A 26404-nucleotide genomic window follows, 5' to 3' on the forward strand; every position below is an offset into this window, starting at 1 on the left:
CATACATGAAATACCGCATTCTTATTCTTGTTTGTTTTTTAAATTCATTTTTGTATTCTCAAACTAAAAAGAATACAGATAGTATTTCCTATTATAATAAACTCGCCAACTCAAATCTTGATAAGAAGAAGTATAATCAGGCTGTTTTTTACACTAAAAAATCTATTGATTTTTGTCAGACTAACAATAAAGGTGAAAATCTAGCCAATCAAACTTTCAAACTGGGAAAAATTTACTACAACCAGCAGAAATATGATGCAGCATTAAAAAACTTTCACAAAAGCGTTTCTTTGTTCGATAAGGTAAAACCAACTTGTACCAAAATCTTGGCCTTGCATTACATTGGTGCCACTAATACAGCTCAGGGAAACTTTGAGATTGGCAATATTTACTATAAAAAAGCAGACAGCCTGCTCAAACAGTTAAAACTTGTTGATCATGCAGAAGTTTTAGATTATCAAAAAGCAACGGCGCTTAAAATTGGCAAAAATCTACCGCTTGCTGCTAAAACTTTCCAAAAAATAATAAAGAAACCTGATAATCCAAAAATTATCAAAACCAAAGCAGATTCTTATTATCAGCTTGGATTGATTGAAACAACTCTGAAACGAAATGACTCCGCCTTAGTTTATTTTGACAATGCCTTGGAGTACAGCGCTAAAAACAATGATCTGTTTCAAAAATCAAAGATCATTCTCGCTATTAGTCAGTACTACAAAAAAAACAGAAATTTTGATCTTGCCTATTCTTATCTCGACGAACATTATCAGATTGAGAATTATATTTTAAAACTTAAAAATGCGAAACTGGATCTCAATGAATTTGAGAAATTCAAAAAAACGCAGTCAATCAACAATACACTTAAACGCGAAAGCGATCAAAAAATTCAATTAAAAACGTATCGCTATTCAAAATTGGTAAGTATTTTGGCAATTGCCTTAATTTCTATTTTATCACTTTTAAGTTTGGCTTTATACAAAAACAATATTATACGAAATCAGAATAATTTACTTTTAAGAGAAAAAAACAAAGAACTTATTCTGGCCAAAAACAAAGCCGAAAAAGCATCAAAAGCCAGATCTGAATTTTTATCAACGGTAAGCCACGAACTCCGAACGCCGCTGAACGCTATTAACGGAATTACGCATTTGCTTTTAGAAGATAATCCGAAAAAAAATCAGTTGAAATATTTAGAATCACTGAAATTTTCAGGAAACTATCTCACAACCTTTATTAATGAAATTCTGGAAATCAATAAAATCGACTCTACAAAAGTTGAAGTTGAATACATTAGTTTCAATTTAAAAGAACTTTTATTCAACATTCAGAGTTCTTTAAAAGAATTAGCGACCGCTAATAAAAACTATTTTAATCTTGAAATTGACGAAACGATTCCTGATAATTTAATTGGAGATCCAACAAAATTATCTCAAATCATACTTAACTTAATCAACAATGCTTTAAAATTCACCCAAAACGGACATGTCAACGTTATTGCAAAATTGTACGCAATTGAAGAAGAAAATGCAACCGTTTATTTTGAGATTGTTGATACCGGAATTGGCATTCCTGAAGATAAACTGCAGACTGTTTTTGAGAGTTTTTCCCAAGGCTCTATTGAAGTAAACCGCAAATATGGAGGAACTGGTCTAGGACTAACTATTGTAAAAAAATTAATTGAACTTTTGGGAGGCGAAATAAAACTTAAAAGCGAAGTTGGAAAAGGATCAACTTTTACATTTAGGCTTAATTTCAATATCAATAAAGAACCACTGGAAGTTAAAGAAGAAACTACCAAACTTTACAACGACAAGCAATTAGAACATAAATCGATTTTACTGATTGAAGACAACAAAATCAATCAGATGATTACTCGAAAAATGCTCGAAAACAAAGCTATTCAATGTCAGATTATCGACAATGGTGAAGAAGCAGTAGAGCTTTTAAAAGTAAATCGTTTTGATATGGTTTTAATGGATGTTCATTTACCTGGCATTAACGGAACGACAGCTACAAAACTTATTAGAGAGTTTGACAAAACCACTCCTATTATTGCCTTGACTGCCATTTCTCTTGACGAAAACAGAGATATGCTTTTATCCTTCGGAATGAACGATGTAATTACAAAACCGTTTGTCCCTGACGAATTTTACAGTACAATTGCTAAGTTTTTTGATTGATTTTAAGATTCTAAGTTTTGTCTCACATACTCTAAAACCGTTGCATCAAAATTTTGATGATTGTTTATAAAAGTACTTTTTATAGGAAGATAATACAATTGCGAAACCAATTTCGAATCCTTTAGTCGAACGTAATCTTTTTCGGTTATAATGATTTTTTTGCCATTTGCTTTATTCTGAATGGAGTTTAAATCGGCTCCAGAAAAATGGTGGTGATCAGGAAAAATCAAACATTCATCCGTTTCATTTTTTAAATAATCAAAAAATGGTTTTGGTTTTGCAATTCCGGCAAGAAGCAATTTCGATTCTGATTTGATTGCATTAACCGCAATTTTTTCTTCTTTCCCATAAATTACATCATCGTAATCTATAAAGGTAAAAAAGCTTTGTTGCGAACAACTTAAATTTAATTTTAATCGAATTTCAGCCTGCTTCTCATCTGATAAATCTTTTGGACATTTTGTTACAATTACAATTTTTGCTCTATTTGCTCCGCTTCTGCTTTCGCGCAAATTCCCTGTGGGAAGCATAAAATCATCGGCATATAAATCATCATAAGAAGTCAGCAAAATATAAAAACCTGCTTTTACTTTTCGGTGTTGATAAGCATCATCGAGTAAAATTACTTCTGGTTTGTTTTTCTGCGAAAGCAATTGCGTAATTCCGTTTGTTCTGTTTGCATCAACAGCAACCTGAATATTTGGAAATTTTTGATAGAATTGAAAAGGTTCATCGCCTAAAATTTCAGCATTTGAAGTTGCATCGGCCAAAACAAAACCTTCAGACTTTCTCTTATAACCACGACTTAAAGTCGCAACTCTATATTGGTCACACAATAACCGAATTAAATATTCAATTTGAGGCGTTTTTCCGGTTCCGCCAACACTTAAATTTCCAACTGCAATAACAGGAATATCAAATGAAGTCGATTTCAGAATTCCTTTATCAAAAAGAAAATTTCTGATTGAAGTAATAAATCCGTACAAAATAGCGAACGGGAAAAGTATTTTTCGGAGTAGATTCATAGAATTATTTATCGGAATAATGTCCCATTGCAGAAACGATAATAACAGTGACAATATCCTCTTCTACTCTATAAATTAATCGGTCTTTTTTATTAATTTTTCTTGACCAATAACCCTTATATTCATATTTCAATTCTTCTGGCTGTCCTTCCCCAGAAAAAGGATTCTCAGTTAATTCTAAAAGTATTTTTTCAATCTTTTTAATAGTAGCTTTATTTCCTGACTTATAGTGATTTTTTAAATCCTTACGAGCAATATCTTCAAAGTCTACAAAATACTTCCCCATATGTCTTCAGGATTTAATCTTGTTGTCTTTCCTTTTTTAATATTTTCTTCTGCTTTTTTAACTTTGGCAATAAATTCAGGACTATAAATAGTTTTTTCTTCATTGACTTGCCCGTACTCATCTGTTTCAACAATTTCAATACCTTCAACACCCTTAAAAAAAGCTTCGAACATTTCCATAAATGCTTTTCCTGTTTTGGTGCGTTCGTTAATTTTTATTGTAGTCATGACTTCTTATTTAGAGTTACAAATATACAAAAATGGAAATAATTGGTAATATAATGTATTACCAATAGTAATAACTATAAAAACAATATTCTCTAAAATATTTTAAAGTTGACTCTGTAATTCGTTAATTTGTTTAAGGTTTCATTCAACAAGCAAATCGTAAAACCTAAAATTTGAAAAAACTAAAAATGAAAATCAAAAATATAATAACAGTCCTCGACGAAATGGCACCTTTGGCTTACGCCGAAGATTTTGACAACGTTGGGCTTTTAGTCGGAAATGCGGAAACAGAAAGTAGTGGAGTTTTAGTTTGTCATGATGCTTTAGAAAATGTTATTGACGAGGCAATTTCGAAAAACTGCAATTTGGTAGTTTGTTTTCATCCGATCTTATTTTCGGGAATTAAAAAAATTACAGGTAAAAATTATGTTGAGCGAGCAATTTTAAAAGCCATTAAAAATGATATTGCAATTTATGCCGTTCATACTGCCTTAGATAATCATTCGGCTGGCGTAAATAAAATATTTTGTGACGCTTTGGGTTTGACAAATACAAAAGTTTTGATCCCGAAACAGCATTTCATTCAAAAATTAGTTACTTACACTGTTCCAGAAAATGCTGAAAAAGTTCGTCAGGCTTTGTTTGATGCCGGAGCTGGAACTATTGGAAATTATGAAAATTGCAGTTTCAACTCCAACGGAATTGGAACTTACAAAGGAAATTCTGAAAGCAATCCGGTTATTGGAGAACGTCACGAACTAACGGAAACTGAAGAAATAAAAATTGAAGTTACCTTTGAAAAACATTTGCAGTCTCGAATTTTAAAAGCACTTTTTGCTAATCATATTTATGAAGAAGTAGCCTATGAAATTTACAATCTCGAAAATTCCCATCAAAATATTGGTTTAGGAATGATTGGCGAATTTGAATCCGAAATGGATGAAAAAGACTTTTTAAATTTCGTAAAAGACAAAATGATTGCTGACGGAATTCGCCATTCGGTTTTTTTAGGAAAAAAAATAAAAAAAGTAGCCGTATTGGGAGGCTCGGGAAGTTTTGCCATAAAAAATGCAATTCAGGCTGGAGCCGATGCGTTTTTGACCGCCGATTTAAAATATCATCAATTTTATGAGGCCGAAAACAAGCTTCTTTTAGCAGATATTGGTCATTTTGAGAGCGAACGCTATACAAAAAACTATATTGTTGATTATCTTCGAAAAAAAATCCTTAATTTTGCAATCATTTTATCAGAAGAAAATACAAATCCAGTTAAGTACTTATAGAATATGGCGAATACGAAAGAATTAAGTGTTGAGGACAAGTTAAGAGCAATATACGATTTACAGCTTATTGACTCTAGAATTGACGAAATCAGAAACGTTAGAGGAGAACTTCCTTTAGAGGTTGAAGATTTAGAAGATGAAGTTGCAGGTTTGAGCACTCGTTCAGAGAAACTGAAAAGTGAACTTGAAGTGATTGAAGAGCAAATCAAAGCAAAGAAAAATGCTATTGAGGAGCACAAAGAGGTTATCAAAAAATACACTAAACAACAAGAATCAGTTCGTAATAACAGAGAATTTAATTCTTTGACTAAAGAGGTTGAATTTCAAGAATTAGAAATTCAATTGGCTGAAAAGCAAATCAAAGAAATGAAATCTTCTATCGAACATAAAAAAGAAGTTATTTCTAATTTAAAAGAAAAACTTGATGCAAAAAGCTCACATTTAAAACATAAAAAATCTGAACTTGATGCAATTATGGCTGAAACTCAAAAAGAAGAGATCTTCTTGACTGAGAAATCAGCAGAGTATGCTGGACAAATCGAAGACAGATTGTTAGCAGCTTACAATAGAATCAGAAGTAGTGTTCGTAACGGATTAGCAGTAGTTTCTATCGAAAGAGGAGCTTCAGCAGGATCTTTCTTCACTATTCCACCACAAACGCAAGTTGAGATTGCTTCAAGAAAGAAAATCATTACTGATGAGCACTCTGGAAGAATTTTAGTTGATACTCAATTAGCTGAAGAAGAAAAAGAAAAAATGGAACAATTGTTCTCTAAAATCTAAATACAAGTCCCGATTTAATCGGGACTTTTTTTTTGCTTATTAGTTTTTTGCCACAGATTAAAAAGATTAACACATATAGAAAGTCACTCAAGCTTTGAGATAAAATCTTTTTTAAATCTTTTAATCTGTGGCAAAACTTTTTTTAGCGAGTTTATCATTCATTTTTTTACCTTTAAAAAAAAATTACGTTTTGGGAATTAAAAAAGGAATTCGTTTTATTACATTAAAATCTGTGGGCACTTATATTAACTTTTTGAGTTACGTTCGTCCGCAAAAAGCTGTTGAACTTTCGTACGCACTTTTTAGCCAGCCAAGAATTGGCAGACTGCAAAAAGAAACACTCCCAAAAATTTTAAAAAATACAGAAACTGAAATCTTTCACCATAATGAACATCATTTTCAGACTTATGTCTGGAAAGGAAATGAAACCAAAATCCTGCTTGTTCACGGTTGGGAAAGCAATGCTGCACGCTGGAAAAAAACCTTGCCACATCTTCAAAAATCTGGAAGTACAATTATTGCTATTGACGCTCCCGCGCACGGACAAAGCAGTGGTAAAGAGTTCAATGTGCCGCTTTATGCAGAATTCATCAATAAGGCTGTTGAAAAATATCAGCCAGAAATTATTATTGGGCATTCTATCGGAGGCGCGGCTTGTGTATATCATCAATATTTATTCCCGAATACCAGCATTAACAAAATGGTGATCTTAGGCGCTCCTTCAGAATTAAAAACTTTGATTGACAATTATGTTTCCATGCTGAGTTTAAATACCAAAATGTTTTCGCTTTTAGAAAGTAAATTTATGGATCGTTTCAACTTTAAACTGGAAGATTTTTCAGGACAGAAATTTGCATCCCAATTTAATGTTCAGGGCTTAATTGCACACGATACTTCAGATAAAATTGTGGCTTTTGAAGAAGGCAAAAAAATAGCCAGTAATTGGAAAAATAGTCAGTTTATTGAAACTAAAGGTTTAGGCCACGGAATGCATGATGATGAATTGTATAATAAGGTGATTGAGTTTCTTTTTTCTTCTGAAGGTTCAAAGTAGCAAAGGTTCAAAGAGGCAAAGGTTTTCTTTATTGTAACCCATTTTTGTCATTCCTTCCGAGGAACGAGGAATCTCCGCGAGAAACTCCGTTCCTAAAATCGCCAATCTTTATCGAGTCACTTGCGGAGATTCCTCGTTCGGAATGACAAACTTTACGCGAAAATCTAAAATTCTAGTAATCTAATAAGTCTAACAATCTAAGAAGTCTAAGTTGTCTAAACAACAATTTTAAAATACTTCAACAATTCCTTCTCTCCTTTTCCAGTAACAATTATGGCTCTGGAATTTTCGGTTTTCCTGAGCCAGTCTTCTTTTATCATTTTATTAAAAAGCAAAGTTCCGACTGAACCAGCAATGTGGTTTCTTCTTTCACTCCAATCCAGGCAAGGTTTTAAAAATATTCGTTTTTGTTTTTGCGCTTCTTCTAAATTAATTCCAAAATCCGAAAACCACTTTTCTCCTTCGTTGCTAATTTCAAAAGCGTTGTTTTTTTCTACAATTATCATTTGTTCCAATAAACTATCCGTTAAAGCAACACCAATCTTTCCAGCTAAATGATCATAACAAGTTCGGCAGAATTTTATTGGAGGATATTTTTCGGATTTATTTTTTGAAGGAACTTCTGGTTTCGGAATCAATCTTGCCATTGCTTCAAGCGCGTATGCGACTTCTTTATTCGAAAATCTATAATATTTATGACGGCCTTGTTTTTCTACACAAAGCAAATCGGCATCTAGCAGTTTTCCTAAATGCATGCTTATATTTTGTGGAGAAGTATTTACAGAAACCGCCAATTCTGTAGCTGTAAAAGCTCTACCGTCCATTAAAGTCCATAGAATTGAGGCGCGTGTTGGATCGCCAATTAATGATGCTGTTTTTATAAATTGATCTTCCATTTTAGCTATTCATAGTTAAGTGCAGAATGAACTATTGCTTTGTAAAGTTAAATAACTTTGTCAAAAACATTCTACATGTATTCGACTTTATTCCTTCAATCTGACGTTACTGATCCATATTTTATATATAAAAACATATTACAAAACAATCCGGTCTATTGGGATGAAACGAATAAAATATGGGCTATATATTCTTATGACGATTGCGTTTCTATTTTGAAAAATCGAAAAGCTTATATTCCGGTTGTAAATGCAAAAAACGAACAGAAACTTAATAAAAAAGCTTTAGGAATTTTAAATAATCTGACACGATTATCAAACGGAATGCAGCATGAAGTTTCAAAAGAAATTGCAATGTTATTATTTTCTAAAATGAAATCAGTCGATATCAATTCGATTATTTCTCAAATAATAAAAAGTAATTTAGTAGAAAACAAAGTAGACTGGGTAAATTCGGTTTGCAAAAAATTGCCTGTTTTGGTTGTTTTGAAAAGTTTTGGTTTTGAAGAAAAGGATTGTGAATTTATTTCAAATCAAATTGAATATTTGGTTAAAATTATGCTTCCGCAGAAAACAGAAGCGCAAGTCGAATCTATAAATGAAATTTCGTCAGCAATTTTTTCGATTGTAGAAAAACAGCTTTCTTCATTAGATTTTCACGAATCTTTATCAGCCAAAATTTCGGAATCCAATTCTCTTTCGTCTGACGAAATTAAAACAATAAGTATTAGTAATTTAATCGGATTATTTATTCAGAGTTATGATGCTGGAAGAGGGATTTTGAGTAATTCGTTATTACAAATTCTGAATAATAAAACTTTTTACAGCAAAATAGAAATTGAAAAATCAGTTGTTGAAACTTTACGTTTTGATCCTCCAATTCATAACACCAGACGAATTGCGACTGAAGATTTTTACATCGGCGAAAGCCTTATTAAAAAAAATGATCCGATTTTAATTGTACTTGCATCGGCAAATCTTGATTCTAAAAAATTTGAAAATCCAATTAACTTTGATATTGAAAGAAGCAACAATAATGAAAATCTAACTTTCGGAATTGGTGGCCATATGTGCTTGGCGAAATATTTCTCGATTCAGTTAGCCACTGACGCTTTATGGTTTTTATTTGACAACTATAAAACGATACAACTTTTAGAAAATAATATTCAATACGAACCAATGATCAATGCCAGATTACCAAAAACGATCTGGCTTTCATTACAATAAAAAAAATATGATAGCTGTAATTTTTGAAGTTATTCCGAACGAAGGAAAAAAAGGAGAATATCTGGATATTGCTGCGAGTTTGCGTCCAGAATTAGATCACATTGAAGGTTTTATTTCAATAGAACGCTTTCAGAGTTTTAGCAATCCCGAAAAAGTTTTGTCTTTGTCTTTTTGGAGAGATGAAGAAAGTATTCAACAATGGCGAAATCTTGAAATGCATCGTCATGCACAAGCAAAAGGACGAAATGAAGTTTTTAAAGATTATCATTTGAGAATTGCAACTGTCGTTCGCGATTACGGAATGTTTGATCGGAAAGAAACGCCTGAGGATAGTTCTGAATTTCATTCTTAAAAGAGGTTCTAAGATTCTAAGTTGCTAAGGTTCTAAGGTTTTTTCAATTGTCCAAACCCCGTTTTGTCATTCCGAGGAATGACAAGATTGCGGAAAATCTAAGAAGTCTAAAATCTAAAAATCTAAGAAGTCTAAATTTTGCTTACTTTTGCAGTATGGAAGAAAATTTAAAACGTCTGAATAAATTTATTGGAGAAACCGGCTATTGTTCTCGTCGTGAGGCTGATAAATTAATTGAAGAAGGACGCGTAACTATAAATGGCGCTGTGCCGGAAATGGGAACTAAAGTTTCGCCAGATGATGAAGTACGCATAGACGGAAAATTGATCGTGGAGAAACACGAAAAGCTGGTGTATTTGGCTTTCAACAAACCTGTTGGAATTGAATGCACAACAAATCTTGAAGTTCGAAATAATATTGTGGATTATATTAATTACCCGAAACGTATTTTTCCGATTGGAAGATTGGATAAAGCCAGTGAAGGATTGATTTTTATGACCAATGACGGTGATATTGTAAACAAGATTCTGCGCGCCAGAAACAATCATGAAAAAGAATATACGGTAACCGTAAACAGACCAATTACAGATCGTTTTATAGAAAGAATGGGAAATGGAGTTCCGATCTTGGACACAGTAACCCGAAAATGCAAGGTTGAGCAAATCAGCAAGTACACTTTTAAAATTATATTGACACAAGGTTTGAACCGTCAGATTCGTAGAATGACGGAATATTTGGGTTATGACGTTACGGCTTTGAAACGTATCCGAATTATTAATATTTCTTTGGATGTTCCGGTTGGTCGTTATCGCGATTTGACTGATGATGAAATCAAAGAATTAAATCAGTTAATTGAACCATCGAGCAAAACAGAAGAAGCAAGTTTGCCAAAGGTTGAAAGTCCAAAACCAGCTTCAAATAGAAGAACAACTTTTATTTCGAAACACGATCCTCGATTTAAGAAAAGAGGAGATAATTAAATGAATTCATATAAAAAGGTCCGAACTGTTTTGCAGTTCGGACCTTTTTAATTTTTATTTTTTCTCCGTCAGAAAGTCATAATACAATGCTTTCGACAAAAAAGTAGAATTTTGGTAAAAATCAATCAATTCTTCTCTTTGTATTTCTGTTTTGCCTCCATCTAAATGATTTTGCAGAAAATAAGCTCTTCGAATGTCGTCATTAAAATTCAAACTGCTTAGAAATTGTGGCGTTACTCCTTTATTTACAGCGATATTATAATTTGTAATTAGATTTCCCCAATTCACATAACTGCACAAAAGAACCGTTCCATAAAAATACCAGACCATTTGATTGATCAAATAAGCGTTTGTTTTTTGCTTCGTAATTTTTAGAAAAGAATAAACTAAACCAATAATTGCTAAAACAAGAAATGCGTAAACTCCCAGTCGTTTGTAAGTCAGACCAAAAAATGAAATGTATTCTGAATTTTTAATTATAGTACTTACAATCAAAACTCCATTTAAAAAAATCCAGATTTTAGCGAGTGTTTTAAGATACGTAGCTTTTTTATCAAAATTGAATCCTCCTTTAAAATAAAACATAATTACACCAACCGCCATAAGAATTGAAAAAATAACAGCATTTACTCTTTCATGCGTATCAGCACTTAGTTTAGAAGCTTGCGCTGTGACTACTTCAAAAAACTGTTCGTAATTGTAAGTTGCAATGAAAACCAAAAGCATTAGATTTAAAAGTACCAAAGTAATCACGCCACTTTTTCTTTCGAAATCTAAGTCGAGAAATGAAAATGTATTTTGATTTTTGACTTCGACTATATTTTTAAATTCATTGTCAAGTAGCTCATTTTTTTCATAGCAAACTTCCGGCACCCAATAATTCCAGAAACTGAATGAAATATAAAAGCCCGCAATAGTAAGCAACACAAGTTGCGGCACGTCAATATCTAAAGTATAATCTGTAAACAATGATGAGAAATGGTCGCTCCCAAAAGAATACACAATAAAAAACAATCCAAGGAAAATGGCAGGAATTACAACAAAAGCAATTAGTTTTTTGGCAAAATTATTATGGATTTTTTTCTCTGGAAGCCATTGTTTAAAGATCCAAATACGCCCTAATGAAGCAATTCCGTTTAAGAGAACCAGCGGAAAAATCTGGATGATTTTCAATTTGTTATCCTGAGTTTTAAATTGTAAAAACAATATTGACAACGCCATAGCAAAAAACGAAGGGGCATCGCCGTACCATCCAAAAGCAAGACATGACAAAACTGATGTTATGACTAATATCAAATGTGTTCGTTCAGTAAATCGATCCTGAAAAAAGTAGCAAATAAAACCCGTTAGCACAAGTCCAAAAATAGACCAGTTAAGTCCTGGGTCTTCTCTATAAAAAAGCAGTAAAAAAATAAAACTGCAGACAAAAATAATGTGGTGTTTTTTCATGATTATTAAATTAAAAGTACTTTGTTTTTCAAAGTAATTAAACAAAAAAATAGCGTTATTACGATTTCATTAATTTTTCAAGATAAGAAAGGTGCTCTTTAAACGCCGCGCGGCCTAGCGGTGTTACCTGATAAGATGTTTTGGGCTTTTTGCCAACAAATTCTTTCTTGATCTCGATATATTCTGATTTTTCCAATGCAGAAGAATGACTTGCTAAATTACCGTCGGTGATATTCAAAAGCGTTTTCATCTCGGTAAAATCTACCCAGTCGTTAACCATCAGAACGGACATAATACCCAGTCTGACACGGCTTTCAAAATCTTTATTTAGTTTATCAATGATTCCCATTGGGTTATTTGTATTTTTTGAACATCACTAATCCGTATATAATATGCAGGATTCCAAATCCAATGATCCAAAATATCAAACCATAACCTATATAAAAAAGCGAAATACCTCCTAAAATAAGCTCCAAAAAGCCCAAATATTTTATATCTGAAAATGTATATTTTTCGGCATTTATAACTGCAAGACCGTAAAATATTAAAGTCGATGGCGCCACTAAGCCATAATATCCGTGATATATTAAAGCCAGACAAAAAAGACCTCCTGAGACTAATGGAACAGCGAGATTAAATAACATATTTTTTGTTGCCGATGTCCAAATTGGCAAATTGTATTTTCGGCTTTTTCTAATAGTAAAAAAGGCTCCAAATACGAAAGCGCAAACTAAAATTATAACACCAGTTAAAAATAAATGAGAAACCAGATTACCAGATAATAAAATATGATCATCAGTAAAATATTCAATACCATTTATTTTAAAAAGCTGGTAAACATACAAACCCCCAATTAGGGCCGAAAGTCCAGCAAAGACTCCCGAAAGTCCGCTTAAGGATATAAATCTTGAAGAACGCTCCATCATGGAACGAATATGTGCTAAATCTTCTTGGTGTTTCTGATTCATAATTAAAGTACTTTGCAGTACAAAGTTATATTTTATTTTGAAATGACAAGGGAAATAATATGTTTTTTTTTCGAATCAACCACACATCTATTAAAAAAGCATCTTAGTAACATTTATTGTTTCGATCAGCTCCAGCGGAGCAATATATTTATAGTCTTTTACAAGTAGCCAAATCAAAAGCTCCGGAAGAGCGATATACTCTAATTACAATTCTAAAGATGCCACTCCAACGGAGCTCTGTAAAAATAAAATTCATAATACAATAAATATGTCTTCCCTCAGGGACTTTATTTTTAACGGTGAGCTGCGTGAGGGATAGAAATAAGCTACCGAAGTAGCATGGATAGCCCGACCGTATTTGCGAAAGGCGCACATAGGCGGTATTTTAAGTAGCGCCTTTTGTAAATACGGTCACGCCCAAACTATTAAAATATAAAACCTGCTCAAACGAACAGACCTTGTAATATTGCTATTTATATTTTGATTAAAACCATCTTCTTCTTTTGAACAAGAACACTCCAAAAGCAGATAATACGACAGAAACTAAAAGCAAAATCCAGATTCCGTATTTGCTTTCTTCCAAACCGTTTGGCACGTTCATTCCGTACAAACTGGCAATTAGGGTTGGAATCATCAAGATGATCGAAATTGAAGTCATCTGTTTCATTATATTATTCATATTATTTGAAATTACCGAAGCATAAGCGTCCATCATTCCAGTTAAAATATTACTGTAAATATTGGCTGTATCCTGCGCTTGGCTTAATTCAATTTCAACATCTTCTAATAAATCTGAATCGTAATCAGCTTTGTATGCTTTTAAATTTTTTATACGCTGAAATAATACGTCATTTGCCTTTAATGAGGTGATAAAGAAAACCAAACATTTTTCGATTTGAAGCAAGGCTTGCAATTCTTCGTTTTTGATTGATTTTTCTAAATTATCTTCAGCAAGTTTAATTTTTTGATTGACTTGTTTCAGGTATTTTAAATACCAAACGCTTGAAGAAAGAAGCAATCTCAAAACCCAATCGAAATTATCCTTAACTTGAATGTTTTTACGTCGCGAATACAACATAAAATCATATATAATTTCTGTTTTGTAAAAGGTAATAGTTACACAAACATCGCCTTTAAAAATTACTCCTAACGGAATGGTTTGAAAAGGGAGCTTAATGTCGTTACTTTTTATAGGAACACGCATTATAATCAAAGTCCAGCCGTCTTCAATTTCTATACGGGGTCTTTCATCAATATCCTCGATATCATTGTAGAATGCTTCGGGAATTTGAAGTTCTTCCAGTAAATATTTTTTTTCTGCTTCTGTTGGAGATTCAATACTAATCCAGCAATTTGGAGTCCATTGTTGGATTTCTACCAATCCGTTGTTGTTTGTGTAAAGGGCTTTCATTTCAAAATACAGGTTTTTACTGCAGCATTTTGAAATTTCAAAAGCTGCTTTTAATTAAATACTAACGAATAATAATCGTCCATTTGGAGAAGTGTTATTTTTTAAAGTGCTGCAAAAGTATCCTTTATTTTTAAGAACCAAAAGTTTAAACTATTAATTAAATATTAAAATGGTTTTTAAACACATAGAAACATAGCTATTACAATTGTGAAAAAGTCGCTTCGCTTTTTTTAAACAAACATAGTGGGAGTTAACAACTATGTAAGAGAAATCTGTTTCTCTTTTACATTCTTTTTTTAGAACCTAAATCCTATGTTTCTATGTGTTAGAAAAATTTCAGCGGAGTAGTAAAAAAAAAGCCTGCTCAAAATGAACAGGCTTTTGTAAATATAATTGTACGCAAGTTATTTATTTCTTGCGCTTCTCATTTTACGAGCTAAAAGCGTATTTTTAAGCAACATTGCAATTGTCATTGGTCCTACTCCACCTGGAACTGGTGTAATAAATGCTGCTTTTTTGCTTACACCATCAAAATCTACGTCACCTTTAATAACGTATCCTTTTGCGTTTGATGCATCATCTACACGAGTAATTCCAACATCTATAATCGTTACTCCCTCTTTTACCATATCAGCTTTTAAAAATTCAGGAACTCCTAAAGCTGTAATGATAATATCAGCGTTTTTAGTGAATTCTGCTAAATTTTTAGTACGACTGTGCGTCAATGTCACTGTAGAGTCTCCTGGATTTCCTTTACGGCTCATTAAAATACTCATTGGACGTCCAACAATATGACTTCTTCCAATTACAACGGTATGTTTCCCTGAAGTTTCAACTTTATAGCGCTCTAACAATTCCATAATTCCGAATGGTGTTGCTGGAATGAAACTTTCCATTTCAAGGGCCATTCTACCAAAGTTTGTTGGATGAAAACCATCAACATCTTTATCAGGATCAATCGCTAGTAAGATTTTTTGCTCGTCGATATGTTTTGGCAAAGGCAACTGAACGATATAACCATCTAGATTATCATCTTCATTTAACTCTTTAATTTTAGCAAGCAGTTCGTCTTCGGTAATGGTTTCCGGCAGACTTACCAAAGTTGAATCAAATCCAATTTCCTGACATGATTTTACTTTACTTCCTACGTAAGTTAAACTTGCTCCGTTATTCCCTACTAAAACCGCTGCTAAATGAGGTACTTTTCCTCCTGCCGCTTTTATAGCTTGAACTTCGATTGCAATTTCGTTTTTAATGTCGTTAGATGTTTTTTTACCGTCTAGTAGTTGCATTGTGTTTTGTTATTTTTGTTTCAGGTTTAAAGTTTCAAGTTAAACGAAACTCGTATTTATTATATTAAAAAAAGTTTCAAATTTCTGTTTCAAAACCTGAAACCTGAAACTTGAAACTTTTAATTTTATTATCTCGGCATTCCGCCTGGCATTCCTTTCATGCCTCCCATCATTTTCATCAGGTTTTTTCCGCCCGGACCTTGCATCATCTTCATCATTTTGCTCATTTGGTCAAACTGCTTCATTAACTGATTTACTTGCTCGACTTTAGTTCCGGAACCTTTCGCGATTCTGGCTTTTCGTTTTACGTCGATTATGGCAGGTTTGCTTCTTTCAATTGGCGTCATCGAGTGAATGATGGCTTCGATATGTTTGAAAGCATCATCTTCAATTTCTACATCTTTCATGGCTTTTGAAGCTCCTGGTATCATTCCAACCAAGTCTTTCATATTACCCATTTTTTTAACTTGCTGAATCTGCGTTAAGAAATCATCGAAACCAAATTCGTTTTTAGCGATTTTCTTTTGAAGTTTTCTAGCTTCTTCTTCATCAAATTGTTCTTGAGCTCTTTCTACAAGAGACACAACGTCTCCCATTCCTAAGATACGCTCTGCCATACGTTCTGGATAGAAAACATCAATTGCTTCCATTTTTTCTCCAGTACCTACAAATTTGATTGGTTTGTTTACAATCGATTTGATCGAAAGTGCAGCTCCACCACGAGTATCACCATCTAATTTCGTTAAAATAACTCCATCAAAGTTTAAGATATCGTTGAAAGCTTTTGCTGTGTTTACAGCATCTTGTCCTGTCATCGAATCGACAACGAATAAAGTTTCTTGTGGCTGAATTGCTTTGTGAACACGTGCAATTTCGTCCATCATTTCCTGATCTACTGCAAGACGTCCGGCTGTATCGACAATTACAACATTGAAACCGTTTGCTTTTGCATGTTTGATTGCATTTTGAGCAATTTCAACAGGATTTTTGTTTTCTGGCTCTGAGTAAACCTCAACACCTATTTGATCTCCCACAACATGCAACTGATTGATCGCCGCTGGACGGTAGATATCACACGCTACAAGAAGTGGTTTTTTATTTTTCTTAGTCTTTAAAAAGTTGGCTAATTTTCCTGAGAAAGTAGTTTTACCAGAACCTTGAAGTCCTGACATCAAAATAACAGTTGGATTTCCTGATAAGTTAACACCAGCAACATCCCCACCCATTAATTCTGTCAACTCATCTTTTACCAGTTTTACTAATAATTGTCCTGGCTGTAATGTTGTAAGTACGTCCTGACCAATTGCTTTGTCTTTTACTCTAGCTGTAAAATCTTTAGCAATTTTAAAGTTAACATCGGCATCAAGTAATGCACGACGAACTTCTTTTAAAGTATCGGCAACGTTTACTTCTGTAATTTTACCGTGCCCTTTTAATATATGGAACGCTTTATCTAACTTATCGCTTAAATTATCAAACATATTATTTTCTTTATTTGAAGTGCAAAGATAATCTAATTAGATATTTCAGGCAATTTTTATTTAGCTGCATTTAACCGCAAAGTGCGCAAGGTTTTACACAAAGTTCACTTTGTCATTTTGCTCGCAAAGTCGCGAAGTCGCAAAGAATAAAAAAAACTTTGCGACTTCGCGACTTTGCGAGATTAATTACTTCAACTTAGAATTGAAAATATATGAACGGCTGCGAACCAGCAACTGCGGTTGCATAAACGATCCAGTAAACGAACCCAAGAATTATTGCTTTTACTAATATTGGCGTTTTATCGAAAACAGATTTCATTCCGTTTGTGAAAGCTTCTGGCAAGAAATGCCAAACATAACCGAATAACATTAATCCAAATACATTCTTGTAACCAATAACAATTGTTTTCCAAAGTTCTGGTTCGAATGTTAATTGCCCAATATTATTAATTACCTGCAAAGCCGTTTCAAAATCTCTGGCTCGGAAAAAGATCCAGCAGAAAACCACAAAATGGAATGTAATTACGATTGAAAAAAATCTCCAAAGGAAATTAGGGCTTTTATCTTTTTTGGAAGGAAAAATCTCCACGAAAATTTTATGAATTGCCAAAGCTAATCCGTGCAAAGCGCCCCAAACAATGAACTGTGCTCCCGCTCCGTGCCACAATCCGCCAAGAAGCATTGTGGTGAATAAATTCAAATTGGTTACCAAAGTTTGTTTCTTTTTGCTGGAAAGCAAAAAAGACAAACAAAAAAGCACTATTGAAACTGATGCAACAATTAGCGGAATTATACTGGTATTGTAGCTTGTGATTCCCCAAACCAATAATCCGAAGAAAAACAAACTCGGGAATAAATAGCCGGCGAAAGATCCTTCACGGTTTCCTCCCATAGAAATATACAAGAAGTCTTTCAACCAAGTTGATAATGAAATATGCCATCTTCTCCAAAAATCTGTAATCGAAGTTGATTTATATGGCGTTCTAAAGTTGACAGGCAATTTGAATCCAAGCAATAAAGCAATTCCGATTGCCATATCTGAATATCCTGAGAAATCACAATAAATCTGAATTGCATATCCGTAAGAAGCCATCAAATTCTCAAAAGAAGTGTAACTCATTGGCGTATCAAAAACACGATCGACAAAGTTTACTGAAATATAATTTGAGATTACGGTTTTCTTAATCAATCCACCAATAATCAAAAATAATGCATTGTTTACATCTTGTCTCGACAGATTTAATTTTTGATAAATCTGCGGAAGAAAATCTTTTGCACGTACGATTGGACCAGCAACTAACTGCGGGAAAAACGAAACGAAAAATAAATATTCGATGTAATTTTTGGTTGGCTTAATTTCTTCACGATAAATTTCAATAATATAACTCATCGACTGAAAAGTATAAAACGAAATTCCGACCGGAAGAAAAATATCATGAAGCGCATAATTGCCATGAAACATATCATTGAATGTCACAATCATGAAGTTCATATACTTGAAATAACCAAGCAATCCTAAATTCAAGATTACACTAATTATAAGATATACTTTCTTAGTGCTGTCTTTTGTCGCTCTAAAAATAATCTGGCTCAATCCGTAATCAACAACAGATGAAAGCAATAAAAGCAAAAAGTAAACACCGCTTGACTTATAATAAAAGAAAAGCGAGAAGAGAATAACATAAGTCAATCTCAAATAAAATGTTTTGCGTAAAAAAGCATACACAAAATAAAAAACCAGAAATAATCCTAGGAATAAACCCGTATTAAATAATAATTTTTCGTCTGGATTATAAATAAACCAGCTTTTAACTTGTTCTATTGTAATTGCACCAAAATTTTGGATGAACCAATCATTAATGCTATCTATTGTTATCAATTTAATTCTTTGATTTAAAATTATCGTATGCTTTTAAAACTGCCTGCGCAAACAAGTCGCCTTGTTTTTCATATCCTTTTTTAGAATAATGAACCCAGTCTGGACCAATTAATTTCTGAGTTTTTAATTTCCGTATTCCGTCCATACCTCCAAATTCATCGTATAAATCCCAAACGGCAAAACCGTCTTTTTGCGCGATTTCCAAAATCTCTTTCGTATAATCTCTAATATAAGTATTGGGCTTTTTTCTAAGCAAAGATGGCGGCGGTGTCATCACGATAATCGGGACATTTATATTTTGAGCTTTGATATTACTTATAAATTCTCTCAAATGCTTAATATAACTTTCAGCTTCTAGCTTGTCGTAACTTTCATTTGTTCCGAGTGAAAAAACTAACAAATCTGGATGGACTGCTTTCAACTGCTCAAAAAACAACGGATATTTATTGTAATCTGAATATTTAGCTCCGTTTACACCAATACCACTATATAATATTCCTGGCGTATCTCTTTCTAAAACAATTCCGTTTAATTCATATTTTGAAGCTTCTTTATTCGGAATCAAATAAATTTTTTCTAAAGCTTTATCTGAATTGTAATAATGACAAAAAGAATCTGTTTCTAAATTTAATGGAACAAATTCAGAACTTTTAATCGTTTTTTGTTTTGTTTCGTTTGTTGGAATTTTTAATGTTCGGCCCGCACGGATATTATTTGATTTTAATCCATTAGCTTTTTTAATGTCTGCAACCGAAATATTGTATTTGTCAGCAATTGTCGAAATTGCTTCTCCTTTTTTAATTTTATGCGAAATAACTTTTTTCTCTGTAGACTGAATCAGATTGATTTGAGATGAAGTTGCTAAATCAAACATATGCTGATTTTGCGGCGTAATAATTTTTATAGTATTAAATTTATAAGCCATGTCCTTTACGCGGAGTTCGACAGCAAAACCATTGTTATCACGCCAAAGTCCGATACCGCTTAAACCAACAGGAGCATTTTTTGCTGGAAGAATATTTCTATAACTTTCCCAAGTTCTGTTTGAATAAAAGCGTTCATTATAAGATCCATTTGTTTTAGCAAGCTGATATGGAAAAACTAAACCTCGGCCCGCATTTCCAAATTGCTGTTGCAATTTTTTACGCACTTCATTAGTCATCAAATCTCCCTGAATATGAGAATCGCCAATATGAACAATATTTATTTTCTGATTGCTGTGACTTTCATTTTCCTGTAATTTTTCAAAAAAATCCTTTAGTACTTTTGCATTGTAAATTTGATCTTCAGAAACAGGATCAGCCACTATTGAATCGACTTTGTGAATCATATTTTTTGTTGTTGGAAGTGAATCTGTTTTTTGCGTCTTATCATTTGGAGATAAAAAAAGACAACAGAAAAAAATAATCAGTTTATTCATTTACACTATCTTTTTTAACAGAGGTAGAATCTGTATTGGTTTTTCGAGCTGCTCTTTGCTGATTTGAAGCAGCTTCACGTTTTTCACGCAATATTTTATATTCTTCGTAACCTTTATTTAATTGAGTATACAATAAATTTCCAATTGCTTTTGCACCGCGCTGATTAAAGTGCGTATAATCTTTATTGGCTTTAGCCGGAGTTTCGTCAACCCATTTTACCATCGATCCGTCACCGCCCATCAAAGTATATAAATTTACAAAACCAGACTCTGTGTCCAGCGCATATCTTTTTTGTGATCTCATTAAAGGTACAACAGCCGAATCTGTTTTCATTTCTAAATCGTATTTGGTCGATTTATCTGCTGTGGAAACAATTAAAATAGAAACTCCCGGAAAGGATTCTTTTATTTTATTTACCGTTTTTGTCATTCCTCTTTCGTACCAATTATAATTTTTGGTTCCGTAATTCAATACGTTTGTTCCATAATGCAAAATAATCAAATCGTATTTCAGATTGTTATTAAAACCTTGCATTACGTTTGCATTAAACATTGAAATTGGCAATCCCGAGTTTCCTCTTTGCGAGAAGTTATCTACGTGAACACCGCTTCCGTTATCAAAATTGAAACCATAAATTGGAATCGAATCTGCATTTACGAAATTGGCTTTAAAAGCTTTTAAATGACCAGAACTTACTTTTAAAGTATTAATTAAATTACTCGGATTTAGAGTTTTCTTTAAAGTATCTTTTCCAATAACAAAATTTACCTTTCCTTTTTTAGATGCCCTTCCGTAGAATAAAGTCGGATTATCTAAAGTCGTAGAATATTTATTAGTTCCTGCTTCATATTGCACCCAAGTTGGGTTGGTATTATCATTAGCAAAAAACACATGTCCGTTTACACCAAAAGGACTTGAAGGTTTTTTTACATTTAAATAAGATTGTGTTTTCCAGTTCTTAGAATATGTAGATTTTACCGAACCGCGTGATGCAGCCGACTCTGAAGTAATCGAAACAAAACCAACGCCATTTCCTCCAAAACGTTCCTGATAATTGGTTCGAACATCCTGAACAATTAAGTCGCCATCAGTCATTGAATCGCCGTAATATGCAATTCTGACATTTGATTCTGGATTTTTTTCTAATTGGTATAACTTTTCATAAAACGAAATCAAGTATTGATACCCTTTGTAATCATCAAAAGTTTCAGATGGAAATTCAATTCCTTCAATATTTTCATAAACGATTTCCTCTTTTCCTTGAGCATCTTCGATTGCGTCAATGCTGTCGTTTTCACTTAAAGAATCTTTAGCAACGGCTTCTAAAAGAAGACTGTCGATCAGCACATTTTTAGAATTTATTTTGCTTTCAGAAAAAATCTTATTCGGCAAAACTTGCTTGAATCCAATAAAAGCAACAAATGCTAATGCAACAATGGCGAAAGACTGAAAAAAATATGATTTTGTATTCACTTGTAAATTTAAATTTTAAAGAATTGATTCCAAAAATCAATTTGAACGAAATTTCCTCTAATTTATTATGGAAAAATATGTGCAAAGATAAGATTAAACCTTAATTAATAATTGTTTTTGCAAACAAACTAAAAAACAAAAAAAGAGGCCAGACGAATCTAACCTCTTTATCAAAAAAAATAAAAAAAACAAAGCTAATGATTAACTAACTGTTTCATAAAAATTTATTTTACAGCAAGTTTAATTACCTAAAATTTGACTGAGAATGTATTGTATTTATAGCCTTAACAAATAATGTGTTAGTATAAATAACCACAACAATCAATAAAGTAACCCTTTGTATGTTAAAATAAATACTAAATCAAAATAACCCTCAAAAAACAAACTATTTGAGGGTTTTCAAAAATATTTTTATTGTAAAATAGCGTATTCTAAAACAGAATTTCCTCTTACTCCTGCATCATTTGTCAAAGAAAGGAATTTTACTTTATAGTAATTTCCAGCAGCATCTTTTACTACATAAAAACGATCAGTTCTGATACTTGGCAAACTAGTTGGACCTCCACCGCTTCTCCAGTTTGAACCAATAACTCTCTGATCTGTTGCTGAAACAGCAAAATTAGTTTCAACAACATTCGCTTTTTTGAAATCTGTATAGCTGATTCCAGCAGAAACTAAAACTTGGTAAGCCTGAGTTCCTCCTTTTGCATTTGTAGTAATAAAATCTGAATATCCATAAGTTACTTCAATTGGATTATTATTAGCATCCGCAGATGGGATATAATTTGTAAACGTTGTGAAATTTAAATCCCATTTTGTTTTCTCTGGCTCTACAGAAACCGTACTTCCTGTAGTTAAACTAAAGAAAGAGAAATTATAAGCAGCGTCTTTAGCAATAGTTTTTTCAGTAAAAGTAGTAGAAGTTAAATCAGCGTATTGAATTTTGTATCCATTTCCACTTCTTAAAATTCTAACTTTTTTCCATCCTCTTGCATCACCATCAACACTAACAGATCCAACTGCCGGCTGTGTAGTAGAAACAGCAAACCCAAGATTTACTAAATAAACTTTGTTGTCAGCATCTGTAGCAGAAATTTCAGCAATTGCAGTTCCAATTCCAGCTCCAGCTCCAGCTAAAACTCCTGTTGGATTATCTACAAATCCATTACTAGAAAGTGTTGTACCAGCACCAACAGCAACGTTTGCATCAATTGTTTGAGACAAAGTAATGTCTGAAGTAGCTAATTTTTTAACCGCCATTTTAAGAGAGCCGTTTAAGATTACTCTAAAATCTGAACCTGTTGAGAAACCAAAATCCCAAGATGTTCTGTTTACAGATTTAGAATCTTCACTACTTAAATCAAGATAAACCTGATTTGGCTGATTAGGTCCGCCAATAACTGGCTTTAAAGTTGCTCCAACTGTAGGGATTTCTACTGGAGTATCATCGTCACTTGAGCATGCGGCTAGTGATAGAAGAGCGATTGATAAAAATAATAACTTTTTCATGGTATTTATATATATTAAAGATTAAGATTATACGATAATTTCAAAAAATAAGAACGCCCGTATGCAAGCATTACCTCGCCTGCTCCTGCATGTCCTGCAGCACTGGCAGTTCCTGTTTGTGTTACATTAGTAACGTCTAGAACATTTCTTGCTCCTACCGTTACTTCAAAATGATCTTTGAAAAAATTTTGTCTTGCAGTAATGTCAAGCCAATTACTTGGAGCAACTTCAGACAAAATATAAGAAGAAGCGCCTTGTATATACTGGCGTGTTTTACCGTTGTATTTATAATATGCTGAAACGATAGTTTTCCATTTTGGAACTGTATAAGAAAAACTTGTGTTTAAATTGAAAGAATAAAGAAATTGATCATCAGAAATAAACACCTGATTTTTTAATTCCTGTGAAATACCAATTAAAGCTGCACCAAAATTAAATGTGAAGTTTTCTTTTCGTAATTGGTTCATTGTTGAGAAATTCCACATTCTATATTTACTTATATTAATGTATTGATATTCCGGATTTCCAGTATCTGGATTAAATCTTACTAATGCCATATCAATCCTATCATTAACATTTAGATAGCTTCCCGCAAAAGTGTTCGAGAGCTGCAATCCTGATGAAAACAAAGTCATTTTTTTAAGACTTGTTTCGTAAGAAGTACTCGTTTCAGGAATTAGATTTTCGTTTCCTGTAAAAAAATGCCCGTCAAATATTTGTTTTGAATATAGTTCGTCAAAAGTTGGTGTTCTAAAAGAATTGCCATAAGAACCACGAAGCTCAATTCCTTTTTCAAACAAATATCTCAAACCTAAAGATGAAGCATATTGATTTTTAAATTGAGACTGAGCAGAAAATCGGATTCCTGGTCGGATTGAAAATTTGTGCGTTGCCATAATTTCTGATGAAGCAAAAAAATCATAGTTCTCAAGTGTTTTTTGAACTGGATTAAAAATATTATTTGCCTCCTGAACCAAGGAATAACCTCTATTATTTACTAATTCATAACCCAATTGCAGATCAACTGTTTTGTCTGTGAAAAAATTATTCAACGTTCCTGTCGAATAAAGCACTTCCATCGACTGATCTTTTAACGTAGTATTATTTGCTTCTGTTTTATTTCCTAAATAGTATCGAAAACTCTCAACATCACGTTCTTGTTTTTGATGTGAAAGCGAAACATTGTAATTTAATTGAGAAAATAATCTTCCAGTTGCATTTAAATTATGGAAATATCTGTCTGTGAAATATCTTTTATCATCTGCATAACGATATGACCCAAGAGTACTGTTATATCCGGATTGTACAGTACTATTATAATAATCTACATTTTCATCTAAAAACTCGAATTTATAATAAAAGCGAAAATTATTTTTTTGATATGCTAATGTTGCCGTACCGTTTAATTGATCTTTTGGAAGCCAACTGTAGCCACGTGTTCCGTCATTTTCGGCGTAATTAACTCCATTTTTATCATTTAAATATCCTTGAAAATCATTACGATTAATTCCTGCTGAGACAAACCAGTTTTTATTAAAAGTATGAGAAACTCTAAGAGACTGAATATGTCGTCCTTCATCAAAAAGAGAATACTCATTATTAACTGTCTCTTCCTGGACTGATGCGTTTATTCCCCATTTATATTTTGAAGATTTTTTTGTAATAATATTTAAAACACCACTTACGGCATTAGCCCCGTAGGTCACACCCATCGAACCTTCTACAATTTCAACATGATCAACATCATTAAGATTAATTTGAGATAAATCAATATTATTACCCAAACCAGCTTCATTCACTAACGGTACATTATCAACCAAAATTTTAAAATATTGTGCATCCAAACCAAATAAAGAAACAGTAGAACGGCCACTTGTTCCGCTTGGAGTTACTGTAATATTTAAGTATTGATTTAAAATATCGGCTAAATTGGTTGCTGCTAAATTTTGAATATCCTGACTTGAAATCACTCGAACATTAAAAACAGATTTTTTAATCGACTGCGGTTCAAATTGTCCTGTTACAACAACCTCAGAAAGTTTTTCCTGAGAGACAATACTATCTTTCTGCTGTGCAAAAGAATAGGTCGAAAAAAGAAATCCAGCAAAAAGGGTAATTTTAATTTTCATTATTTTTATTCAGTCTTAATAATGACGCAAATATATAAACTATTTTTATTTATTCTAAATAAATTAATATATTTGCAAAAATCTTAAAACAAAACAATACGTTATGATTACAAAAAGCCTCTATTTATCGGCCGTAATGGCTTTGACTTGTGCTCTTGGTTTCAGTCAGGACAAAAAACACCAAGACATTAAATCAATAAAATCAATGTGTGGTTGCTACGAAGTAAAATTCAACTTCACAGAAACGTTTTCATACCCTAAAGATTCTCTTACTTATAAGCCATCAGAAACTAAACATGAGTCTGCTTTAGAATGGGTTCAATTATTAGATGACACTCCTAATAAAATTGTAATGCAGCATTTATTGATTGTGAGCGATGATATGATCATCAAACACTGGAGACAAGATTGGCTTTATGAAAACACAGATTTATATTCGTTTGATAAAGGGACTTCTTGGAAATATAAAAAATTAGATAAAAAAGCCGTTAAAGGTCAATGGACTCAAAAAGTATATCAAGTAGATGACAGTCCAAGATATGAAGGATCATCAACGTGGGTACATGTTGACGGACAAGATTATTGGTCAAATGTTGCTGATGCACCACTTCCAAGAAGAGAGCAGACAAAACGTAATGACTATAATGTTTTGAAAAGAAGAAACATACACGAAATTACTGCTACAGGATGGAATCATGAGCAGGATAACGACAAATTAGTTAGAGATGAAAGCGGAAAAGATGTTCTTTTAGCTCAAGAAAAAGGATTTGATGTTTATACAAAAGTTCCAGATTCTAAATGTGCTGCAGCTCAAAAATGGTGGGCTACTAACAAAGATCTTTGGCAAAATGTTCGTAACAAATGGCAAGTTCTTTTTGACAGACACCAAGACTTAAACTTAGAAGCTAAAGTTGACCGCAAAGCTTTATATTCTCTTTTATTTGACTTAAAACCAGATGCAACAAAAGCAGAATCTGATGCTATTATCGACAAGTTCGTTAAAAAATAAAAATATTTTGTTAGTTAAAAAAGCCGGTAGTTTTTAAGCTATCGGCTTTTTGCATATAAAAAAACCATCTAAAATATAGATGGTTTATCC

General features: G+C 32.7%; 23 protein-coding genes. 8 read left to right on the plus strand and 15 right to left on the minus strand.

Annotation, left to right across the window (positions count from 1 at the left end):
- The first annotated feature begins 5 nt into the window (after positions 1-5).
- The gene (locus EV145_RS11630; protein WP_133525389.1) at positions 6-2180 is read left to right on the plus strand and encodes an ATP-binding protein; all 2175 of its coding nucleotides are present in this window, start codon (positions 6-8) and stop codon (positions 2178-2180) included.
- A 2-nt stretch (positions 2181-2182) separates the two neighbouring features.
- Here the strand turns inward: EV145_RS11630 and lpxK are convergent, their stop codons facing one another.
- From lpxK to EV145_RS11645, 3 genes are read right to left on the minus strand one after another with little or no spacing between them, the layout of a single operon-like run.
- Positions 2183-3205: a tetraacyldisaccharide 4'-kinase gene (lpxK, locus tag EV145_RS11635; RefSeq protein ID WP_133525390.1), complete on the minus strand. Its 1023-nt coding sequence runs from the start codon at positions 3203-3205 to the stop codon at positions 2183-2185.
- Positions 3206-3209: 4 nt separating this feature from the next.
- The gene (locus EV145_RS11640) at positions 3210-3491 is read right to left on the minus strand and encodes a Txe/YoeB family addiction module toxin (RefSeq protein ID WP_133525391.1); all 282 of its coding nucleotides are present in this window, start codon (positions 3489-3491) and stop codon (positions 3210-3212) included.
- A complete protein-coding gene (locus EV145_RS11645; protein ID WP_133525392.1) occupies positions 3473-3718 on the minus strand; it encodes a DUF2683 family protein in 246 nt (81 codons plus the stop codon). Before EV145_RS11645 ends, EV145_RS11640 begins: the two co-directional genes overlap by 19 nt.
- A 188-nt stretch (positions 3719-3906) precedes the next feature.
- Here EV145_RS11645 and EV145_RS11650 point away from each other — a divergent pair, with 188 nt between their 5' ends.
- The 3 genes from EV145_RS11650 to EV145_RS11660 all read left to right on the plus strand — a co-directional run bounded on the left by EV145_RS11650 (position 3907) and on the right by EV145_RS11660 (position 6838).
- Positions 3907-5001: a Nif3-like dinuclear metal center hexameric protein gene (locus tag EV145_RS11650; protein ID WP_133525393.1), complete on the plus strand. Its 1095-nt coding sequence runs from the start codon at positions 3907-3909 to the stop codon at positions 4999-5001.
- A 3-nt stretch (positions 5002-5004) separates the two neighbouring features.
- Complete coding sequence (locus EV145_RS11655) at positions 5005-5784, plus strand: zinc ribbon domain-containing protein (RefSeq protein WP_133525394.1); 780 nt, start codon at positions 5005-5007, stop codon at positions 5782-5784.
- Positions 5785-5974: 190 nt separating this feature from the next.
- Entirely contained in the window at positions 5975-6838 is an 864-nt protein-coding gene (locus tag EV145_RS11660; protein WP_133525395.1) for an alpha/beta fold hydrolase, read from the plus strand.
- A gap of 215 nt (positions 6839-7053) precedes the next feature.
- Here the strand turns inward: EV145_RS11660 and EV145_RS11665 are convergent, their stop codons facing one another.
- Complete coding sequence (locus EV145_RS11665; RefSeq protein ID WP_133525396.1) at positions 7054-7734, minus strand: ArsR/SmtB family transcription factor; 681 nt, start codon at positions 7732-7734, stop codon at positions 7054-7056.
- A 75-nt stretch (positions 7735-7809) separates the two neighbouring features.
- Between EV145_RS11665 and EV145_RS11670 the strand changes: the two genes are divergently transcribed.
- The 3 genes from EV145_RS11670 (at position 7810) to rluF (ending at position 10293) form a co-directional block, all read left to right on the plus strand.
- Positions 7810-8961 carry a cytochrome P450 gene (locus tag EV145_RS11670; RefSeq protein WP_133525397.1) on the plus strand — a complete coding sequence of 384 codons (1152 nt, stop codon included), beginning with the start codon at positions 7810-7812 and terminating at the stop codon, positions 8959-8961.
- A 7-nt stretch (positions 8962-8968) separates the two neighbouring features.
- A complete protein-coding gene (locus EV145_RS11675; protein WP_133525398.1) occupies positions 8969-9313 on the plus strand; it encodes an antibiotic biosynthesis monooxygenase family protein in 345 nt (114 codons plus the stop codon).
- 155 nt (positions 9314-9468) lie between these two features.
- Positions 9469-10293, plus strand: coding sequence for a 23S rRNA pseudouridine(2604) synthase RluF (gene rluF / locus EV145_RS11680; protein ID WP_133525399.1), 825 nt, complete (start codon positions 9469-9471; stop codon positions 10291-10293).
- Positions 10294-10347: 54 nt separating this feature from the next.
- Here rluF and EV145_RS11685 read toward each other — a convergent pair whose 3' ends face one another.
- The 11 genes from EV145_RS11685 to EV145_RS11735 all read right to left on the minus strand — a co-directional run bounded on the left by EV145_RS11685 (position 10348) and on the right by EV145_RS11735 (position 25305).
- Positions 10348-11742, minus strand: coding sequence for a DUF4173 domain-containing protein (locus EV145_RS11685; RefSeq protein ID WP_133525400.1), 1395 nt, complete (start codon positions 11740-11742; stop codon positions 10348-10350).
- Positions 11743-11800: 58 nt separating this feature from the next.
- Positions 11801-12091, minus strand: coding sequence for a winged helix-turn-helix domain-containing protein (locus EV145_RS11690; RefSeq protein WP_008464519.1), 291 nt, complete (start codon positions 12089-12091; stop codon positions 11801-11803).
- A 4-nt stretch (positions 12092-12095) separates the two neighbouring features.
- Positions 12096-12710: a hypothetical protein gene (locus tag EV145_RS11695; RefSeq protein WP_133525401.1), complete on the minus strand. Its 615-nt coding sequence runs from the start codon at positions 12708-12710 to the stop codon at positions 12096-12098.
- Positions 12711-13194: 484 nt separating this feature from the next.
- The gene (locus tag EV145_RS11700; RefSeq protein WP_133525402.1) at positions 13195-14121 is read right to left on the minus strand and encodes a magnesium transporter CorA family protein; all 927 of its coding nucleotides are present in this window, start codon (positions 14119-14121) and stop codon (positions 13195-13197) included.
- 404 nt (positions 14122-14525) lie between these two features.
- A complete protein-coding gene (locus tag EV145_RS11705) occupies positions 14526-15413 on the minus strand; it encodes a bifunctional 5,10-methylenetetrahydrofolate dehydrogenase/5,10-methenyltetrahydrofolate cyclohydrolase (protein ID WP_133525403.1) in 888 nt (295 codons plus the stop codon).
- Positions 15414-15541: 128 nt separating this feature from the next.
- Positions 15542-16894, minus strand: coding sequence for a signal recognition particle protein (ffh, locus tag EV145_RS11710; protein WP_133525404.1), 1353 nt, complete (start codon positions 16892-16894; stop codon positions 15542-15544).
- A 196-nt stretch (positions 16895-17090) separates the two neighbouring features.
- The gene (locus tag EV145_RS11715; RefSeq protein WP_133525405.1) at positions 17091-18773 is read right to left on the minus strand and encodes an MBOAT family O-acyltransferase; all 1683 of its coding nucleotides are present in this window, start codon (positions 18771-18773) and stop codon (positions 17091-17093) included.
- Between the two features lies 1 nt (position 18774).
- Positions 18775-20193, minus strand: a complete 1419-nt coding sequence (locus EV145_RS11720; protein WP_133525406.1) for a GDSL-type esterase/lipase family protein — start codon at positions 20191-20193, stop codon at positions 18775-18777.
- Positions 20186-21667, minus strand: coding sequence for an SGNH/GDSL hydrolase family protein (locus EV145_RS11725; protein WP_133525407.1), 1482 nt, complete (start codon positions 21665-21667; stop codon positions 20186-20188). The genes EV145_RS11720 and EV145_RS11725 overlap by 8 nt, the downstream gene beginning before the upstream one ends.
- A 411-nt stretch (positions 21668-22078) precedes the next feature.
- Positions 22079-23176: an HmuY family protein gene (locus EV145_RS11730; RefSeq protein WP_133525408.1), complete on the minus strand. Its 1098-nt coding sequence runs from the start codon at positions 23174-23176 to the stop codon at positions 22079-22081.
- 14 nt (positions 23177-23190) lie between these two features.
- Positions 23191-25305, minus strand: coding sequence for a TonB-dependent receptor plug domain-containing protein (locus tag EV145_RS11735; RefSeq protein WP_133525409.1), 2115 nt, complete (start codon positions 25303-25305; stop codon positions 23191-23193).
- 103 nt (positions 25306-25408) lie between these two features.
- Between EV145_RS11735 and EV145_RS11740 the strand changes: the two genes are divergently transcribed.
- The gene (locus EV145_RS11740; protein WP_133525410.1) at positions 25409-26314 is read left to right on the plus strand and encodes a DUF6607 family protein; all 906 of its coding nucleotides are present in this window, start codon (positions 25409-25411) and stop codon (positions 26312-26314) included.
- Positions 26315-26404 lie beyond the last annotated feature (90 nt).

This window comes from Flavobacterium sp. 245 (assembly GCF_004362055.1).
GTDB lineage: Bacteria > Bacteroidota > Bacteroidia > Flavobacteriales > Flavobacteriaceae > Flavobacterium.

What these genes read in the sequence shown, in the direction of transcription:
- EV145_RS11690 (WP_008464519.1), bottom strand. Translation starts at nt 12,091, where the DNA reads ATGGGAATCATTGATAAACTAAATAAAGATTTTGAAAGCCGTGTCAGA.
- EV145_RS11630 (WP_133525389.1), top strand. Translation starts at nt 6, where the DNA reads ATGAAATACCGCATTCTTATTCTTGTTTGTTTTTTAAATTCATTTTTG.
- rluF (WP_133525399.1), top strand. Translation starts at nt 9,469, where the DNA reads ATGGAAGAAAATTTAAAACGTCTGAATAAATTTATTGGAGAAACCGGC.
- EV145_RS11665 (WP_133525396.1), bottom strand. Translation starts at nt 7,734, where the DNA reads ATGGAAGATCAATTTATAAAAACAGCATCATTAATTGGCGATCCAACA.
- EV145_RS11720 (WP_133525406.1), bottom strand. Translation starts at nt 20,193, where the DNA reads ATGAATAAACTGATTATTTTTTTCTGTTGTCTTTTTTTATCTCCAAAT.
- EV145_RS11675 (WP_133525398.1), top strand. Translation starts at nt 8,969, where the DNA reads ATGATAGCTGTAATTTTTGAAGTTATTCCGAACGAAGGAAAAAAAGGA.
- EV145_RS11695 (WP_133525401.1), bottom strand. Translation starts at nt 12,710, where the DNA reads ATGAATCAGAAACACCAAGAAGATTTAGCACATATTCGTTCCATGATG.
- EV145_RS11685 (WP_133525400.1), bottom strand. Translation starts at nt 11,742, where the DNA reads ATGAAAAAACACCACATTATTTTTGTCTGCAGTTTTATTTTTTTACTG.
- EV145_RS11640 (WP_133525391.1), bottom strand. Translation starts at nt 3,491, where the DNA reads ATGGGGAAGTATTTTGTAGACTTTGAAGATATTGCTCGTAAGGATTTA.
- lpxK (WP_133525390.1), bottom strand. Translation starts at nt 3,205, where the DNA reads ATGAATCTACTCCGAAAAATACTTTTCCCGTTCGCTATTTTGTACGGA.
- EV145_RS11670 (WP_133525397.1), top strand. Translation starts at nt 7,810, where the DNA reads ATGTATTCGACTTTATTCCTTCAATCTGACGTTACTGATCCATATTTT.
- EV145_RS11650 (WP_133525393.1), top strand. Translation starts at nt 3,907, where the DNA reads ATGAAAATCAAAAATATAATAACAGTCCTCGACGAAATGGCACCTTTG.
- ffh (WP_133525404.1), bottom strand. Translation starts at nt 16,894, where the DNA reads ATGTTTGATAATTTAAGCGATAAGTTAGATAAAGCGTTCCATATATTA.
- EV145_RS11705 (WP_133525403.1), bottom strand. Translation starts at nt 15,413, where the DNA reads ATGCAACTACTAGACGGTAAAAAAACATCTAACGACATTAAAAACGAA.
- EV145_RS11730 (WP_133525408.1), bottom strand. Translation starts at nt 23,176, where the DNA reads ATGAAAAAGTTATTATTTTTATCAATCGCTCTTCTATCACTAGCCGCA.
- EV145_RS11645 (WP_133525392.1), bottom strand. Translation starts at nt 3,718, where the DNA reads ATGACTACAATAAAAATTAACGAACGCACCAAAACAGGAAAAGCATTT.
- EV145_RS11740 (WP_133525410.1), top strand. Translation starts at nt 25,409, where the DNA reads ATGATTACAAAAAGCCTCTATTTATCGGCCGTAATGGCTTTGACTTGT.
- EV145_RS11655 (WP_133525394.1), top strand. Translation starts at nt 5,005, where the DNA reads ATGGCGAATACGAAAGAATTAAGTGTTGAGGACAAGTTAAGAGCAATA.
- EV145_RS11700 (WP_133525402.1), bottom strand. Translation starts at nt 14,121, where the DNA reads ATGAAAGCCCTTTACACAAACAACAACGGATTGGTAGAAATCCAACAA.
- EV145_RS11735 (WP_133525409.1), bottom strand. Translation starts at nt 25,305, where the DNA reads ATGAAAATTAAAATTACCCTTTTTGCTGGATTTCTTTTTTCGACCTAT.